13 protein-coding genes and 1 tRNA gene are annotated in these 16,116 nt (G+C 45.2%); 5 read left to right on the forward strand and 9 right to left on the reverse strand.

Annotated elements, in window-relative coordinates; translation table 11 throughout:
• Nucleotides 1-4: 4 nt before the first annotated feature.
• A complete protein-coding gene (locus QUA56_RS21925) occupies nucleotides 5-679 on the reverse strand; it encodes a methyltransferase domain-containing protein (protein WP_333361434.1) in 675 nt (224 codons plus the stop codon).
• Between the two features lie 49 nt (nucleotides 680-728).
• On the opposite strand from QUA56_RS21925, the gene rfbC reads away from it, so the two are divergent.
• The 5 genes from rfbC to QUA56_RS21950 all read left to right on the forward strand — a co-directional run bounded on the left by rfbC (nucleotide 729) and on the right by QUA56_RS21950 (nucleotide 6,087).
• The gene (rfbC, locus tag QUA56_RS21930; protein ID WP_333361436.1) at nucleotides 729-1,274 is read left to right on the forward strand and encodes a dTDP-4-dehydrorhamnose 3,5-epimerase; all 546 of its coding nucleotides are present in this window, start codon (nucleotides 729-731) and stop codon (nucleotides 1,272-1,274) included.
• A 2-nt stretch (nucleotides 1,275-1,276) separates the two neighbouring features.
• Entirely contained in the window at nucleotides 1,277-2,149 is an 873-nt protein-coding gene (gene rfbD, locus QUA56_RS21935; RefSeq protein ID WP_333361438.1) for a dTDP-4-dehydrorhamnose reductase, read from the forward strand.
• Between the two features lie 106 nt (nucleotides 2,150-2,255).
• Nucleotides 2,256-4,064 (forward strand): hypothetical protein, encoded by a 1,809-nt coding sequence (locus QUA56_RS21940; RefSeq protein WP_333361440.1) that lies wholly within the window; start codon nucleotides 2,256-2,258, stop codon nucleotides 4,062-4,064.
• A gap of 93 nt (nucleotides 4,065-4,157) precedes the next feature.
• Nucleotides 4,158-5,132, forward strand: a complete 975-nt coding sequence (locus QUA56_RS21945; protein WP_333361442.1) for a glycosyltransferase family 2 protein — start codon at nucleotides 4,158-4,160, stop codon at nucleotides 5,130-5,132.
• Nucleotides 5,133-5,700: 568 nt separating this feature from the next.
• Nucleotides 5,701-6,087 carry a hypothetical protein gene (locus tag QUA56_RS21950; RefSeq protein WP_333361444.1) on the forward strand — a complete coding sequence of 129 codons (387 nt, stop codon included), beginning with the start codon at nucleotides 5,701-5,703 and terminating at the stop codon, nucleotides 6,085-6,087.
• 31 nt (nucleotides 6,088-6,118) lie between these two features.
• Here QUA56_RS21950 and QUA56_RS21955 read toward each other — a convergent pair whose 3' ends face one another.
• From QUA56_RS21955 to mutT, 8 genes are all read right to left on the reverse strand, one after another.
• The gene (locus tag QUA56_RS21955; RefSeq protein ID WP_333361447.1) at nucleotides 6,119-6,964 is read right to left on the reverse strand and encodes a nitrate ABC transporter ATP-binding protein; all 846 of its coding nucleotides are present in this window, start codon (nucleotides 6,962-6,964) and stop codon (nucleotides 6,119-6,121) included.
• Between the two features lie 167 nt (nucleotides 6,965-7,131).
• On the reverse strand, nucleotides 7,132-9,132 hold the full coding sequence (locus QUA56_RS21960) for a nitrate ABC transporter ATP-binding protein (RefSeq protein WP_333361449.1): 2,001 nt from the start codon (nucleotides 9,130-9,132) through the stop codon (nucleotides 7,132-7,134).
• A gap of 405 nt (nucleotides 9,133-9,537) precedes the next feature.
• Nucleotides 9,538-10,380 (reverse strand): nitrate ABC transporter permease, encoded by an 843-nt coding sequence (gene ntrB, locus QUA56_RS21965; protein WP_333361451.1) that lies wholly within the window; start codon nucleotides 10,378-10,380, stop codon nucleotides 9,538-9,540.
• A gap of 79 nt (nucleotides 10,381-10,459) precedes the next feature.
• Entirely contained in the window at nucleotides 10,460-11,845 is a 1,386-nt protein-coding gene (locus QUA56_RS21970) for a CmpA/NrtA family ABC transporter substrate-binding protein (RefSeq protein WP_333361462.1), read from the reverse strand.
• Nucleotides 11,846-12,904: 1,059 nt separating this feature from the next.
• Nucleotides 12,905-13,681, reverse strand: a complete 777-nt coding sequence (locus QUA56_RS21975; protein ID WP_333361454.1) for an RNA methyltransferase — start codon at nucleotides 13,679-13,681, stop codon at nucleotides 12,905-12,907.
• 73 nt (nucleotides 13,682-13,754) lie between these two features.
• Nucleotides 13,755-13,836: transfer RNA gene (locus QUA56_RS21980), tRNA-Leu, on the reverse strand.
• Between the two features lie 823 nt (nucleotides 13,837-14,659).
• Nucleotides 14,660-15,223: a transposase gene (locus QUA56_RS21985; protein ID WP_333361464.1), complete on the reverse strand. Its 564-nt coding sequence runs from the start codon at nucleotides 15,221-15,223 to the stop codon at nucleotides 14,660-14,662.
• Between the two features lie 336 nt (nucleotides 15,224-15,559).
• Nucleotides 15,560-15,964: an 8-oxo-dGTP diphosphatase MutT gene (mutT, locus tag QUA56_RS21990; RefSeq protein WP_333361455.1), complete on the reverse strand. Its 405-nt coding sequence runs from the start codon at nucleotides 15,962-15,964 to the stop codon at nucleotides 15,560-15,562.
• Nucleotides 15,965-16,116: the final 152 nt, after the last annotated feature.

The raw sequence follows: 16,116 nt of genomic DNA on the forward strand, positions 1-16,116 counted from the left end.
ATCGTTAATTGTTTGGTTTCGATGCTTTGACAAACATTTGCCCTCCCAAAAACCGCCACAACAAAGGTAATTTCAAGTAAACTTTTAACAGCAAAGGCGAGGCAGGTCTGCCTTTAGTCGAAAACGGTAAAAATCTTGGTATAATTAAGTCGATTTCAAACCCGACTGTTTGTAAAAGCTCTTGCAGCGATAAGTGGGTAATCGGTAATTGATGGTCAATAAAATCGTAATATTCTTTGAATGAGTATTTAAAATTCGGCTGGATGACCAAGAGAGAACCCCCGGGCTTAAGGGCCTCAAAACAAAATGAGATAATTTGAATTAGTTCTTCTTTATTGCGGAGATGTTCAAAAAAGTTAGAGATAAATATCCGATCAAATTTTTCGCTAAAAGCGGGTTTATCGTCAAAAGTTAAAATATCGATATTCAGCACTTTTACATCAGGATGGGCAAATAACTTTGAATCTGGATTGAGGTCAATCAAATATTTTTTTTCAGCCATAATTTGATTTATAAACTCGCAGTAACCGCCGCCAATATCTAAGACGGTTGATTCGGGAGGAACATAATCTTGTAAAAACTCATCAATGAAAACTTTCCAGAGTGCCACCTTTGCTTGCATCTGTGTGGAATCAAATCGATTGGCGTACAATTTTTTGAGATATGCGTCGGCTTTCATAGTAAAATAGCAGAGACAGAGTATGAGTTTATCACTTTCACAGCTAACTATGAATGTTATATCTACCGAAATACCGGAAGTTCTGATAATTGAGCCAAAAATTTTCGGAGACGACCGCGGTTTCTTTTTTGAGAGTTTCAATCACAAAGCTTTTGTCGAAAAAACAGGCGTGACGGCAGAATTTGTTCAAGACAATCATTCCAAATCCTCTAAAAATGTGCTGCGCGGTTTGCACTACCAAATGCAGCAGCCTCAAGGCAAATTGCTGCGGGTAGTGGCTGGCGAAATCTTTGATGTAGCGGTGGATATTAGAAAAAGTTCGCCGACTTTTGGGCAGTGGGTTGGCTGTTTGCTGAGTTCAGAAAATAAACGGCAACTTTGGGTTCCGGCGGGATTTGCACACGGTTTTTTAGTAGTATCAGAAATTGCTGAAGTTTTGTACAAAACTACAGACTACTATGCACCGGGACACGAGCGGTGTATCCTGTGGAATGACCCCGATTTGGCGATCGACTGGCCGCTAGATGGTGCCCAACCAATCTTATCAGCTAAAGACAAAGCTGGACAAACGTTGAAAAGAGCTCAAGTGTTTTGATCATGAAAATTTTACTCGCAGGCGGCAGCGGACAGCTAGCTCAAGAATTGCAGCCGATTTTATTATCTTCGGGAGAGGTTATTGCGCTCGATCGCACTCGCCTCGACTTATCACAACCCGAAACCATCCGTCAGGCAATGGCTGAAATTCAACCTGATTTAGTCGTCAATTCTGGTGCTTACACTGCGGTAGACAAAGCGGAAAGTGAACCAGAATTAGCACGCGCAGTCAACGGTATTGCCCCGGGAATTTTTGCAGAAGAATGCGACAAACTGGGAGCAAGTTTGATTCACTTTTCTACTGATTATGTATTTGACGGCAGCCACGGTTCTGCTTATCTGGAAACAGATTATACGAATCCGCTGGGAACTTACGGCAAGTCCAAATTAGCAGGTGAGGAAGCAATTCGGAAAGCGGGAAACCGACACATTATTATTAGAACTGCGTGGGTTTACGGCAACGGAGGCAAAGGCAACTTTGTCAAAACCATGCTGAGGTTGGGAAAGGAAAGGGAAGAAATTCGAGTAGTAGCCGATCAGATCGGAAGTCCTACTTGGACTGGGGATTTAGCGGAGGCAATTTCGCAAATTATTCCTCTCCTTGGGTCAGAAACTTTTGGGACTTACCAGTACACTAATAGCGGTGTTTGTAGTTGGTACGATTTTGCGATCGCCATTTTTGAGGAAGCAGCACAACTCGGCTTACCTCTAAAAGTTCAGCGCGTAATTCCCATCACCACCTCCGAATATCCGACACCCGCAAAACGTCCCGCTTTTTCTGTTCTCTCTACGGTGAAAATATCAGCACTTCTGGGAACCTATCCTCCCCACTGGCGGCAAGGACTCAGAAAAATGCTGGCAAGAGAAGTGAAATAAAAAATTGAGGAAGACTCAAAACGCGAGGGCGAGTTTTATTCATGAGTTACCTGTTATATGCAAAGTTTCTCACCTAAACTCGCCCCTAAAAATTAAAAATATCCCCATGTCTGAATCCATGAAAGTCAAGCAACAATATATTTTAATTGCCTCATCAGTTCTTGGCATTCTAATACCAGCGTCATATATTTTGTACCTGATATCCCAAGCGGGAGACTTGTCTAATTTTGATTATTGGTGGATGACGTGGAATTTTTATTCAGTAGACGGTTTCTCTACAAATCCTTTTAATTGGATATTTCGGGCGAACGAGCATTTTGTCTTGATTCCGGCAATTATTTATGGCTTAAATATAGTTTTCACCCAAGGTTCAAATATTGGTTTGTGTTTAGTTGCCTGGTTCTTGGCTTGGATTCAGTGTTACGTATTAATTGCTCTGCTGCCGTTAAATTTGAGGCGTTTTCCGCTGCAATTTATCTCGCTACTCCTTTGCATTTCTATTTTTAATTTTACTCCGGCTGCGGCTCACAATTGGATGCGGGGATTCAGCGGCGTTCACTGGATAATTGCTAATTTATTTGTGATTTGTTCGATATTTTGTTTGCAATCCTATGCGACAGTTTTGTTAAATAAAAGGGAGGCAGAGCCTCCTGATATTCATTCCCAGGCAGAGCCTGGTAACGAGTTTGTAGGGGCTGCGCTCCCGCATTTACAAAATAAGTGGGTAATTGGCAGCATTGTTTTTGGCGTTTTAGGCTGTATTAGTTACAGCACTCCTTTAGCTTTGTGGCCGATATTGTGTGCTGCTGCTGTTGTGCTGCGGTTTCCTCGGCGAATAACTTATTTGTATTTCATTGCTGCGATTGCGGTGATTGGAATTTATTTTGTAACTTATAAAACTCCATCTCATCACCCTTCTTTAACTAAAATAAACCCGCTCAAAACAATCGAATATATTCCCACGTACCTCGGCGGAATTTTTAGCGAAAATATTATTGTTGCTTCAATTATTGGTATAATTGGTTTGATGGCAGCGACGGGTTTTGTGGGTTATTGGCTATTTGTAAAAAAGGTCGATAACCCGGATTGGCTGCCTTGGCTATCAATCCAACTTTACACGCTGCAAACGGCGTTAATGGCCGCGGTTAGTCGATCGGGATTTGGCGTCGAACAGGCCACCGCTTCCCGCTACGCCACACTCCCAGCTTTGTTTTGGATGAGCACAATTGTGCTGACAGTATTGTGGGTGCGCGAGTTGCAACCAACACCCAGAATTCAAGGGCGCTGGCTGACACCGCTGTTTGCAGTCGCCACAGTCGCGGTTATTTTAATGTACGGGGTGGGAGGCGAAACTGCAATGGCGATCGCCCGCAGAGCAACCTATCAACCGTTAGTAGCATTATCACTGCAATTAGGCATCACCGACGTAACGCTAATTAAAGACCGCGTAGGCAATAGACCGGCCGCTTTTATCGGGTTAATTGATGCCTTAAAAACTAATAACTTAGTGCCATTTAACCGAGACATCAAAAAACACAATTTCTGTGCAGCATTAAACACAAAAATCGACGCAAATTTACTGTCAGCACCCAAAGACGGAGTACCCGGATATTTTGATACAGCCACCAGACTTGCACCAACAGCAGCCAGAGTAATTGGCTGGGTAGGAGACCCCGAAAACAATGTAAAATGTATTGCCATTCTCAACCAAGAAAATATCGTTAGAGGTTTTGCCATGTCAGGATTTCCGCGCCCAGATTTAGTTAAATTATTTGGCCCTTCCTACGAATTCGCAGCTTGGAGAGGATACATTCAAACATCACCAACAGATAAACTATTGACAGCCTATGCCTCCTTTAAAAACCGCAAAGGTTGGGTAGCTTTGCGGAACTCCCAAGTTATCAATAAAAACTAAAAAACCTCTCTTTCTCCTCCTCTGCGCCCTCTGCGCCCTCTGCGGTTAATAAAAAAAATCTCATTTACAACACAAATGAAATAGAATAGCCCTATGCCAAAACATCTCAGCTTCGTAATCCCAGTTCACAACGAAGAAGCCACCCTCAAATTGCTGTTTGAAAAAATCCAAATTGTCATGTTCCAAACCGGAATTGACAGTTACGAAGTCATTTTCATAGATGACGGCAGTCGCGATTATTCTTGGCAAGAAATCGCCGATTTAGCCAGCCAAAATCCTAAACTAATTAAAGCGATTAAACTGCGCCGCAACTTTGGCAAATCCGCCGCACTTTCAGCAGGATTTCGCAATGCAACAGGGATAATTATTTTTACTCTTGATGCTGACCTTCAGGATGACCCCGCCGAAATTCCCAAATTTTTACATCATTTAGAATCGGGATTTGATTTAGTTTCCGGTTGGCGAAAACAGCGGAACGACCCCCTTTCTAAAACTTTACCTTCCAAGCTATTTAATGCCGTTGCGTGTTTGCTGACTGGGGTGCAAATGCACGATATGAATTGCGGTTTTAAAGCTTATCGCAGGGAAGTTTTGCAGTCGATTAAATTGTACGGGGAATTGCACCGCTACATTCCGGCTTTAGCAAACAATTTAGGGTTTAAAATAGGGGAAGTAGTTGTCGAACACCATCCGCGAAAGCACGGAAAATCGAATTACGGCTGGGAACGTTATGCGCGGGGATTTATTGATTTGTTGACGGTGTTAGCCACGACGCAGTATTTGCACAAACCGGGTCATTTGTTTGGGGGTTTGGGATTGTGTTTTGGCTTGGTTGGAACTGTTTCGCTGAGTTATTTGATAGTTATTTGGTTTCTGAATTTGGCGGGGATGAATTTTGGGCCGATCGGCAATCGACCTTTGTTATTTTTTGGAATTTTGTGTACAATTCTGTCGGTGCAGTTGATTTCTTTGGGCATTTTAGCTGAGTTGATGGCGCGGAATGTCGATGCTGATTATGTGGACAAGCAGATTTGCGAAATTATTGATGATTCGGGTTTTGATATTTAACTGCTGATTAAGGCTGATTAAGGCTGATTAACGCAGATTAATCGGCGATTGAAATCGTTTATAAGCTGTCGCGCATTTAAATTGTATATTCGGGGCGTTGCTCAAAGCCCACCCCACTCATTGTTTGATTGTTTTTTGACATATAATTTAAATGCCGCAACAGCTAAGGAATGAAAAATAAATAACTTGCACAATTCAACCCCAGAAGCCTCGATCCAAGGTAAACTATTGCTCTATTAGTCACCTTATTTATTTTTCATTCCTTATGGCGCTGCTGTTGATTCCACCGATAAGCACGGGTCTGACACCGGCATTACTTTTGTTGGCATTTCTGGCGCGGAAAAATCAGTATAGGTCGCTAATTTGGAGAACTTATTACTCTTTAATTGCGCTAGCAGCCTGCGGATTTGTATAATTTTTGATAAACTGGAATCTTTTAGGAATTCAATTGTAATCCTTTCTTCAGTCCTCACAATTCAGTATTTATCTGTATCTATCTGCGTCTATCTGCGGTTCACAAAAATCGATCGCCCGCAGCCATAATCCATCCAATGCCAATCTATGCCCCGTGGTGTGCCAGTTCAAAGGGTGGAATGCACAAACCCTCGATCGCCCCAAAACTGTTAATAACATGAAGGAGAAGCCCACCCTCGGATCGAAGGTGGGCTCTGTTCATGCCAGCTTACCGACAGCTAGGCAATCGGGTCTCTTGGCTGGTAGACGTAAAAGTCGAGAAAAAGATCCGAACGTCCGAAAAAACTTATCGCCAACCATTAAGCTTCAGTTTACCCAACCGGATCTGGAAAATTTTGCCCGCAGCGATTTTCCCCTGACATCGGGGAACACTGGGGCTTCAACTTTTCAAGAGACTTCTGCAAAAAAGCTCGTCTTGGGCCGGCAGGATGCCCAACGCCTACTCCGCACAAGAATTAAAATTGTTCGAGAAGTCTCATAATTCTCCTCTTTAACTTTGATTTGCCAACCGATTAGGCATCGTGATCGTGTGCAAAGCGACGGAACAGGAAATCTAGGGCGTAGTTCCGCAAATTGTAGTATTCCGGATCTTCCATCATTTGAACCCGATCGCGCGGACGCGGGAAAGGAATCTCCAAAACTTCGCCAATTGTCGCCGACGGGCCGTTAGTCATCATCACCAGTCGATCGGCCAAAAACAGCGCTTCGTCAATATCGTGAGTAATCATCAACACCGTACAGCGGTGATCGTTCCAGATTTTCAGCAACTCTTCCTGCAATTCCTCCTTCGTAATTGCGTCCAGAGCACCAAAAGGTTCGTCTAAAATCAGCACTTTCGGGCGAATTGCTAAGGCGCGGGCGATCGAAACCCGCTGCTTCATCCCCCCAGAAATTTGCGGAGGTCTTTTCTGGGCAGCTTCAGTCAATCCCACCATTGCCAAATGTTCATTGACGATCGCATTTTTTTCGACCTTCGACTTATTCGGAAATACAGCATTAACCGCCAGGTAAACATTTTCAAACACCGTCCGCCAAGGCAGCAAAGCGTAACCCTGAAACACCACCATGCGATCGGGACCCGGCTTCGTAATCCGCTGCCCGTTAATCGTCACGGTGCCCTGGCTGGGATGGCTAAAACCCGACACCATATTTAACAGTGTTGATTTGCCGCAGCCCGAGTGTCCGATCAGAGTAATAAACTCTCCCTCAGCTACATTCAGATTGACGTTTTCTAAAGCCCTGTAACCGTTTGGATATTCTTTGTAAACACTGTCCATCACCAAAAAAGGTTGGCGGCGGCCTTTTCCCCGCTGGATTTCAGTTTTGGTGTTCGTCTGGTTGAGAGAAGTATTAATCATGGGTTTGGGAAATTGTGAGTGGGTGATTTGCGAAGGAAGAAGGAAGAGGCAAGAGGGAAGAAGGAAGAGGGAATTACTAACTAACAATTAGCAGTTAACAACTAACAACCAACAACTAACAACTAACAATTAGCAATTACCCTGTTTTTATCGAACTAAAAACCGCTTTAAGCAGCTCTGCGGCCGGAATCGAGCACAACTTCCGCCATCGTGAAATCGCGTTTAATCGCCAGATTGTTGAGATAGCCGATCGGATCGTCAGCATTAAACACCGAGCCGTCAAACAAGCTGAGAGAACCGCGAGTGTAATTAATATCAGCCATCCCCAGCTCTCGCGCCGCCGTGCTGAACGCACCGACTCGCACCACCCGTTCCAGAATTTCCACCCAGTTGCGCGGGAACACAGTATCGCCCCAGCGCGCCATCTGCACCATGTGCCAGAGTTGTTCGGTGCGGCTTGGGCGATTCACCCCCTCTCCAGAAAACAAGTGGTGGGCGTATTCCCGCATGGGAGTATCGAGGTTGCAAGCAGTAGATTTCGGGTCGCCTAGTTGGATGTAACTCTTGTCGGTGGCGACGTACTCCCTTCCCGCGACAATTTCCGAAACCTCCGCGGCGTGATTTGGATCGGCGCAATAGTGGCAAGCTTCCAGCAAAGCTTTGACTAGAGCAATGTGAGTGTTGGGATAAGCATTTGCCCAGTCTTCCCGCACCCCCAGAATTTTCGCGGGGTGTCCGGGCCACAGTTCCAAATCTGTCGCCACCGTAAAGCCGACTCCTTCCATCGAGGCCCGCAAGTTCCAAGGTTCCCCCACGCAGAAACCGTCAATAGTGCCGCCCTGCAAGTCAACGATCATCTGAGCCGGTGGGATATTTTTCAGCAACACATCGCGATCGGGGTCAATGCCGCCGGAAGCCAGCCAGTAGCGCAGCAGCAGGTTGTGCATCGAAGAAGGGTGAACGATGCCCATGCGGTGCGTTTGCGCGGGCGTTCTCAGGAGCATTTTTTTGAAATCTCCTAGAGTGTAGATCCCTTGGTCGTAAAAGCGCCTCGCGAGGGTAATTCCGTTGCCATTGCGGCTCATGGTGAGGGCTGTAACCGTCGGAATCGGCTTCTCTTGGTGGCCCCCCAAGCTCAACCACACCGCCATCCCAGAGGGCATTTGAGCTGCGTCTAAGTAACCTGCAGCGATGCCGTCTACGATGCCGCGCCAGCTTGTTTCCCGCACGAGGTGGACTTCATCGAGGCCGTGCTTGGCAAAAAAGCCTTTTTCTTTAGCGACAGCGAGGGGAGCACAGGCTGCCAGGGGAATAAAGCCGAGTTCGAGGTTGACTTTTTCTAGACCGTGGCGGGCGATCGCGGGGACTTTCCGCGCCCGCAGTTTTTTCACCCGCTTCTGCTGGTTGAGGAAGTAAATCATTTCGCTACGTAGAGCGTAGTAGCTGGGGTGTGAGACGACTTCCATCCGCTGGCGGGGGCGGGGGATGTCTACTTCGAGAATGCCGCCAATCTTCGATTCTGGGCCGTTGGTGAGCATGACAATGCGATCGCTCAGCAACACGGCCTCATCCACATCGTGCGTTACCATCAAGGCGCTGATTTCGTACTCTTGGCAAATTTCCATCAACTTTTCTTGCAAGTTGCCGCGAGTCAAAGCATCCAAAGCGCCGAAGGGTTCGTCTAAGAGTAACAGTTTGGGACGCAGGGCGAGGGCGCGGGCGATCGCCACGCGCTGTTTTTGTCCGCCCGAGAGCAGTGCGGGTTGCTTCTCGGCGTGGGGCGTCAAGCCCACCATATCGATGTGTTTTTGAATGATGTCGAGGCGATCCGCCTTGGGTAAGCCACTCATTACCGAGTCTACGGCTAGGGTAATGTTTTCTCTGACCGTCCGCCAAGGTAGCAGGGAATAGTTTTGGAATACTACCATGCGATCGGGGCCTGGCTGGGTGATTCTTTGCCCGTCAATTGTCACCAATCCGGATGTCGGCAAATCCAAACCTGCCACCATATTGAGCAGCGTAGATTTGCCGCAACCAGAGTGTCCAATTAATGAGATAAATTCGCCTTTTTTAATTTCCAGATCGATGCCTTTGAGGGCTATGTATGTGCCACCGTCTGATAAATTAAAAACTTTTTCGACTTGTTCTACTGCAATCAAAACAGACATGATTTTCTTGCCTTTTTTGTAGGTTTGTTGTTTCGCTAGATATTGATTGTTGATTGTTGACTGTTGACTGTTGACTGTTCGCTGTTCGCTGTTGATATATAACAGCTAATAGTTATAGCCTTTCTCAAAAAGATGAGGTATGACTGACAGCTTACATAACCACCCAGACGCTTGAGGGCCCAAGCCCAACTACGTACCTCACTCACTTGAGAACCGCTATAATACATTCCTGGACGCAGAAAACTGGTCTTTAAACTAACCAAAATACTTTGTTGAATCCCTCAACAATAGTTTAAAAAACTGGTTTCTGATCCTCGGAGTTCGTAATTCCTGTAACAGTCACCCGTCAACAGTCACCCGTCAACAGTCAACAGTCAACAGTCAACAGTTAACCCATCGAATTAGCTACTTTCCTTGAGAAGGAGCAATCTTTTGCTGCAACCAAGCCATCAGCCGATCGAGCAACAAACCAACAGCCCCAATGTAGAACACCGCTAACAGAATTTCGCTAATGTAGTTTTGCTGGTAAGCATTCCAAATAAAGAAGCCGATACCCGTAATCCCCGACATCACAATTTCCGCAGCAATAATCGCCAGCCAAGCCAAACCGATCGCAATTCTCAATCCTGTGAAGATATAAGGAAGCGCCGACGGAAACAAAATATTCATGTAATATTCCTTCCGAGTAAGCTGCAGCACTTTCGCCACATTGTTGTAATCGTCGGGAATTTGGCGCACACCTTCAGCCGTGTTGATTAAAATCGGCCAAACTGAAGTGATAAAAATCACGAACAAAGCAGCAGGTTCGTTTTGTTGAAGTGCAGCCAGGGCGATCGGCACCCAAGCCAAAGGCGCCACCATCCGCAAAAACTGGAAAATCGGATCTAAAGCCTTGTTCAAGAAGGGATTCGTACCTACCACAACTCCCATGCTGATTCCTACAGCGGCCGCGAGAGTGTAGCCTTTTGCCACCCGTTCCAAACTAGCCAAAGTCTGCCAAAATAAGCCGACTCCGTAGGTTTTGGAGTTCATAAAAGGATACATCAACAATATCCGCGTCCGTTCGTCAGTCCAAACGCTGATCGGCCCGGGCAATTTGATAATTCCCAAACTCGACAGGAACTGCCAAACTAACAGAAATCCAATTACTCCCAAAATTGGCGGCAAGATATTCGGGGAATTCTTCTTCCAAAACTCGCCAAAAGCTCCTTGTGCATTGCCGCCTCTCCGACTTGTACTTACAGCCATGCTGCTAATCTCCTATGTCTGGTGCTGTGTATTTTCGAGACTAAATTTCGAGACTAAATTATGGGAAGCTAAGACCCCATCACACTTTTTTAATTGCCAAACTCTTGAGGTAAGCTTCTGGATTTTCCGGGTTAAATTCTTTGCCGTCAAAGAACTTCTCAACGCCGCGAGACGTACTTTTCGGAATGTCAGCATCAGCAACTCCGGCTAATTTTGCTGCTTTCTTCCAGATATCTTCGCGGTTGACTTGATCGATGATTGTCTTAGAATCTGCCAAGGTTGTTGTTGGCAAGAAACCCCAGCGCACGCTTTCCGTTAAGAACCACAAATCGTGACTCTTGTATGGATAGGAAACGTTGCCGATGGCGTCTTTCCAGTACAGCGGACTGCTATTGAAGTCGTTGATGTCTGGTTTGCCGTCGCCCATGACATACTTGCCTTCATAGGGAGGTAGCAAAACTTGGGGAGATACGTCAAAGAAATTTTTGCCAGAAACAATGGCGACCAATTCGGCTCGATGTTCGGGCTTGTCGCACCACTGCTGTGCCTCAATTAGTCCTGCGAGTATGGCTTCGGTGGCTTTGGGGTGTTTGTCTACCCAGTCGCCGCGAATTGCTAGATATTCCTCTGGGTGATCTTTCCAGATTTCGGCAGTCAGGGCGGACATGAAGCCGATGTTTTCTTTGACAATCCGCAGCGGCCAGGGGTCGCCGGTGCTGAAACCGTCCATGCTTCCGGTTTTCATGTTGGCGACAGTTTGGGCGGCCGGTACTGTTAGCAGTTCGACATCTGCGTCGGGATTGATGCCGTTAGCTGCCAGCCAGTAGCGAATCCACAAGTCTTGGTTAACTTTGGGAAAAGTGTAGGCTGCTTTGAAGGGCGTGCCTGCTTGTTTGAGGCCTTTGATGTAGTCTTGGGCCGATCGATCTAGTTTAAGTCCGAGGCCTTTGCCTTGGTGTTTGGCCGCGATCGCAATTCCATTTCCCTGAGTGTTCAACTGGGCTAGAACATACATCGGGATTTGGACGCTGTTTTTGGTAATCAGGCCTTTACTAATTAGATAAGGCATGGGCATTTGCCACTGACCGCCGTCAATGCCGCCGCCGGCAGATCCGATTTCTACGTTATCTCTTGCCGAACCCCAGTTTGCTTGCTTGGCAATCGTAACTTCGGTCATGCCGTATTTGGCAAAAAAGCCTTTTTCTTGGGCAATGATTAAAGGTGCTGCTTCGACGATCGGGATGTATCCCAATGTGATTTTAGTGCTTTCAATTCCTTCGACTCTTTTCTCGTTGGCAACAGCCACTACTGAGGTAGCTGCGGGTATTGTGCCGCCAGCACCGGCAGTTGCACCGGGTTCTGGGGGATTTCCCAAACAGCCTTTGAGCAGTATTGAACCCAGGGCAGATGCACCTGCGGTGACGATAAATTTACGTCTGGAAAATTGCTCTGAAAATTTTGTCATAGCCTTGCCTCGCTGCAATTCATAATCTTCTGTAACGACATCACTGAAGTTTATCAAGGCGCTTTTTTTCTGTTCGCTAATTGGGTTGAGCGAACTGTTTGGAGCGCAGATTGGCAGGAGGGAGCTAAAGATTTATTGCTAGCATAAGTCTTTAAACTACCCTGCTGATTTGACTTTTTTGATTAAATCGATATTTGGGTCAGCCGAATTGTGTGAACTCACTTTTTGCGAGCAGCACGTTTCCTTGACTTGATAATTCACTCTACCGTACTCTTCCGGAAATTATAAAACAATTATTAAATTTGAATGATAAGTAAATCTTTTAGGATGACGCTATCGATAAGGAACCGTCGGGAAGGGCGATCGGGTTTGCTTATCAAAACAGGTTAAAACCAAAACTTGCTGAGTAAGGGTTGTAGCGAATGGCGATCGGGAAAAACCCCGATCGCGCTTCAGCAAACTCATGGAAAGAGGGAGACATCAATGAACACTCTTTGCAAAAGAATTCGTATTCGATCAGAAGCGATCGCCCCAATAGCTTCTACACAAGTAGTTACTTTTGTCAACTTTCTTGTTAAAAAAGATGTTTATAAAGCATAGCTTCTTAAGGGGGATGCGAGGGGGAGCTCCGAGGAATAAATAGTTTTAACCCAAGCGTATTGCTATATATAGCAATCCTCGCATCTGTCGCAAAATCGAGCGAGACCAGAATCCTTGCAGTGCGAGCCAGAAAGCTCGCGTATAATGCAAGCAAATCCTGCAAGGATTGCTATATATCCTTACAAAAATGCCTGTCAAGCATTCCGATCGTGCAGGTTTAACTCTGTGTGAGCTCCGTTCTCGAAGGAGTGTTCGTGGTAAAATTCGTTTGTTTTGTACAGGCTATTTCCGATTGCGAAAAGCACTGTATCTGCCTGCGGTGGTGGTAATGCGTTCTCATCTCTTGCTCAAAGCTATGAGGGAGCGATTTTTGGGTCGTGGTAAGGTCCAAATGCGGGTGATTGGTGCGCTGATGAGGAAACCGATCGACCCAACAGATAATGACCAATCACCAATTGACTAATGACTTCTTTGCCTTTGAGCTTCGTACAAGATGAGGGCTGCGGCGATCGACACATTTAAAGATTCTACGCCGCGACTCAGGGGGATTTGGATTTGTCGATCGGCCAAACTCCTCAATTCTTCCGACAACCCAGAACCTTCGTTCCCTAAAACTATCAGAGTCGGCACTCGCAAATCTACTTCCCAATAACTTAAACGAGCCCCGGCGACGGTTGCTAAAATTTGCATTCCTCGATTTTTATACGCGGAGACTTCGGCGGTTAAATCTGGACTGACTGCCATTGGCAGTTTAAACCAAGCTCCAGCAGAGGCGCGCAGCACTTTGGGATGGTCTAAATCGGCGCTGTCTGCGCTCAGCAGCAAACCGTCGGCATTAGCAGCCGCAGCCGTGCGGACGATCGCCCCCAAGTTGCCGGGATCTTGGATTGTTTCTAAGGCTATTCCTAAAGTTGACAGTTTTGCCGGCTCTGTTGCAGTGCGGGGTGCGGTGGCGACAATGCCGTCGGGTTGGACTGTAGTGGCGATCGACTCTAACACTTTCGAGCTGACTAATTCGGTGCGATCGGCTAAATTAGCAGCTTGCTCCCACAGTTTCCCGTGATCCTCCAGCCATTCGGGAGTGCAGCAAACCGTTGCTAGCGGGTATTTGGCCGCGCAAGCTTCTTCGAGCAAGTGCGTCCCTTCGAGTAAAAATAATTGTTGTTCCCTGCGTCCCTTCGAGCTGTGCAGCTTGCGGATTTCTTTAACTAGGGGGTTTTGAATACTTGTCAGCATTGTTTAATTCAGCAGAGCGAATGGGGTTATTGCCTGTATCGGGTTAACCCCAAACTTCTTTCTGCCTTTGGAATGCGGAACCCGGGACTTGAACCCGGAAGGCTTGCACCACATGAACCTGAATCATGCGCGTCTACCAATTCCGCCAGTTCCGCATCTGTCACGAATTACTACTATCCCATAAGTTCGCCAGTTTGTCAAGTGTTTTGGGAAATATTTTTTTTTCTGCTGCGACTAATATCGCTCTTTCATCACTCTGGATAAAATAAAACAGCGGCATACCAACTTTATCCAGAGTCTAATGTTGTATCTCCACGAAACTTATTCCTCATATTTAATAGTTCTAGAAATCCGGCTTTTAAGCTAGGAATATCAAAAATCAAGAGCCAAGGCTTGAGGAAATTGTAAAAGAAATAGGGTTGAATTATCAGTCGCAAATTATTTAACGTAGATTTCCATCCTCCACTAAAATTCCACCACTCATGCTGACTATATTTTAATGGTTCTTGAGATATATAGCAATCCTAAATGATTTGCTTGCATTATACGCGAGCTTTCTGGCTCGCACTGCAAGGATTCTGGTCTCGCTCGATTTTGCGACTCATTTAGGATTGCTATACCCTGTGGCCCAACGCAATTTAAGCTCTGGCATTCCTCTGACACACTCTCGCGTGTCACTTGATTATTTCTCTGGTTTGTTTGTTGTAAGCTAATTCACAAAAATGCACAACTAACTATTTCCCACCACTTGGATATTTGCTGATAACTTTTTACCCGAAAATCGGCCAAACCTAGTTCGTTTTTAGCTTGCTTGAATCCGTACTAAATCCAATTCCTAAAACCATAGTGATTCCCAATACTCGAATATAAATCTCCTGTAAAATTAGTCATTAAATACCAAGTATTAGTTTTTCGCTCCCGGAAAAAATCACTGGTTATCTTCCAGTATCTCACCTCGCCATCGCCCGGACAAATGATTTATTGAATAGATATTGTCTGTTCATTGCCATTAGAAAATACCCGGTCAAATGTTTGCCAGTCACTGTAAGTAACTTCTTCTTGATTCAACCAAGCTTTGTGATTTCTGCGAATTGCTACTACATATTTGAGGTGCAATTTATTTAGCCATTGTATAAATGTAGAGCTTTCCCCATATAGACTATCAGCTAATACCTGCTCGATTTTAAATCCCATCCCCTCTAGTTCCGATATAATTTCTAGGGCAAGTTGAGGTTTAGTCTTATATGTGTCTTCTGGTAGGAGAGTTGCTTGTGGTTTGAAAACTTTAAACATTAATGGAAATAGTGTGTTCCCGACTACACCATAGGCATTAACAGATACTATGCCATTCTCTACCTTGCCGAGATTCCCAATATATTGTCTCGCCACATAATCGGTAGTATTTCCCTTTTTCTTGTTTCCGGTTTCATCTATTATTAATATGACTTTTTTGCCAGCCACTCTCTCTCGGATTAACGACAATCTTAATTGTTGATAAGCCTTAATATTCCAGGGTAAACTGTTAAAAAATGATGTAGAGATTGTTCATTTTTCAAGCCGACCACTTTCGCTATTCCTGTTAGCGATTTTCGCTCTATTTCGGAAATCATCCCTATAATTAGATACTTGAAGTTTTCAAAACTTCTTACAAGAGAGAAATAGATGTTGATAGGCAAGACAGTATTCGTCTACAAAACTGACTGTAGGAACTGGTGGGCGGGGTACTATAGCAATCCTCGCATCAGTCGCAAAATCGAGCGAGACCTGAATCCTTGAAGTGCGAGCCAGAAAGCTCGCGTATAATGCAAGCAAATCATTTAGGATTGCTATATAATGGTATCATAGTCTTGATAATGATTTAGGATTGCTATATACAGTTCAACTTTTCCGCAGTGCAGCAATAATCTGTGCGTTTGCCTTGGGAAAAGTAAATTGGTCAATTTCATCGAGTGTGACCCAGCGAATTTCATCGCATTCGATCGCTTGCGGTTCCCCGCTGACGTGGCGGCAGTGGTGCACGTAAAGCCTAACTGTAAAATTAGTGTAGTCGTGGTCAATCGTAATCAAGCGATCGCCAACTTCTACAACAATCCCCAACTCCTCCATAATTTCCCGTTCTATGCAAGCTTCGATCGTTTCCCCAGGCTCTATTTTACCGCCCGGAAACTCCCATAAACCCCCGTGCAGTCCGTGTTGTCGGCGCTTGTCTATCAAAATTTGTTGTCGCTCGTTCCAGATTGCAGCAACGCCGATAACTTTGTGGGTCAAAGGAGAAAGAGACATAATTAATTAGGAATTGGGTATTGGGAATTAGGTATTGGGAATTTAAGAATAATATCAATAATTCTTCAATTATTTAATCTAAAATCTAAAATCTAAAATCTAAAATCTAAAATCTAAAATCTAAAATCTAAAATCTAAAATCTAAAATCTAA

It is taken from the genome of Microcoleus sp. N3A4, from assembly GCF_036701805.1.
Lineage (GTDB): Bacteria > Cyanobacteriota > Cyanobacteriia > Cyanobacteriales > Microcoleaceae > Microcoleus.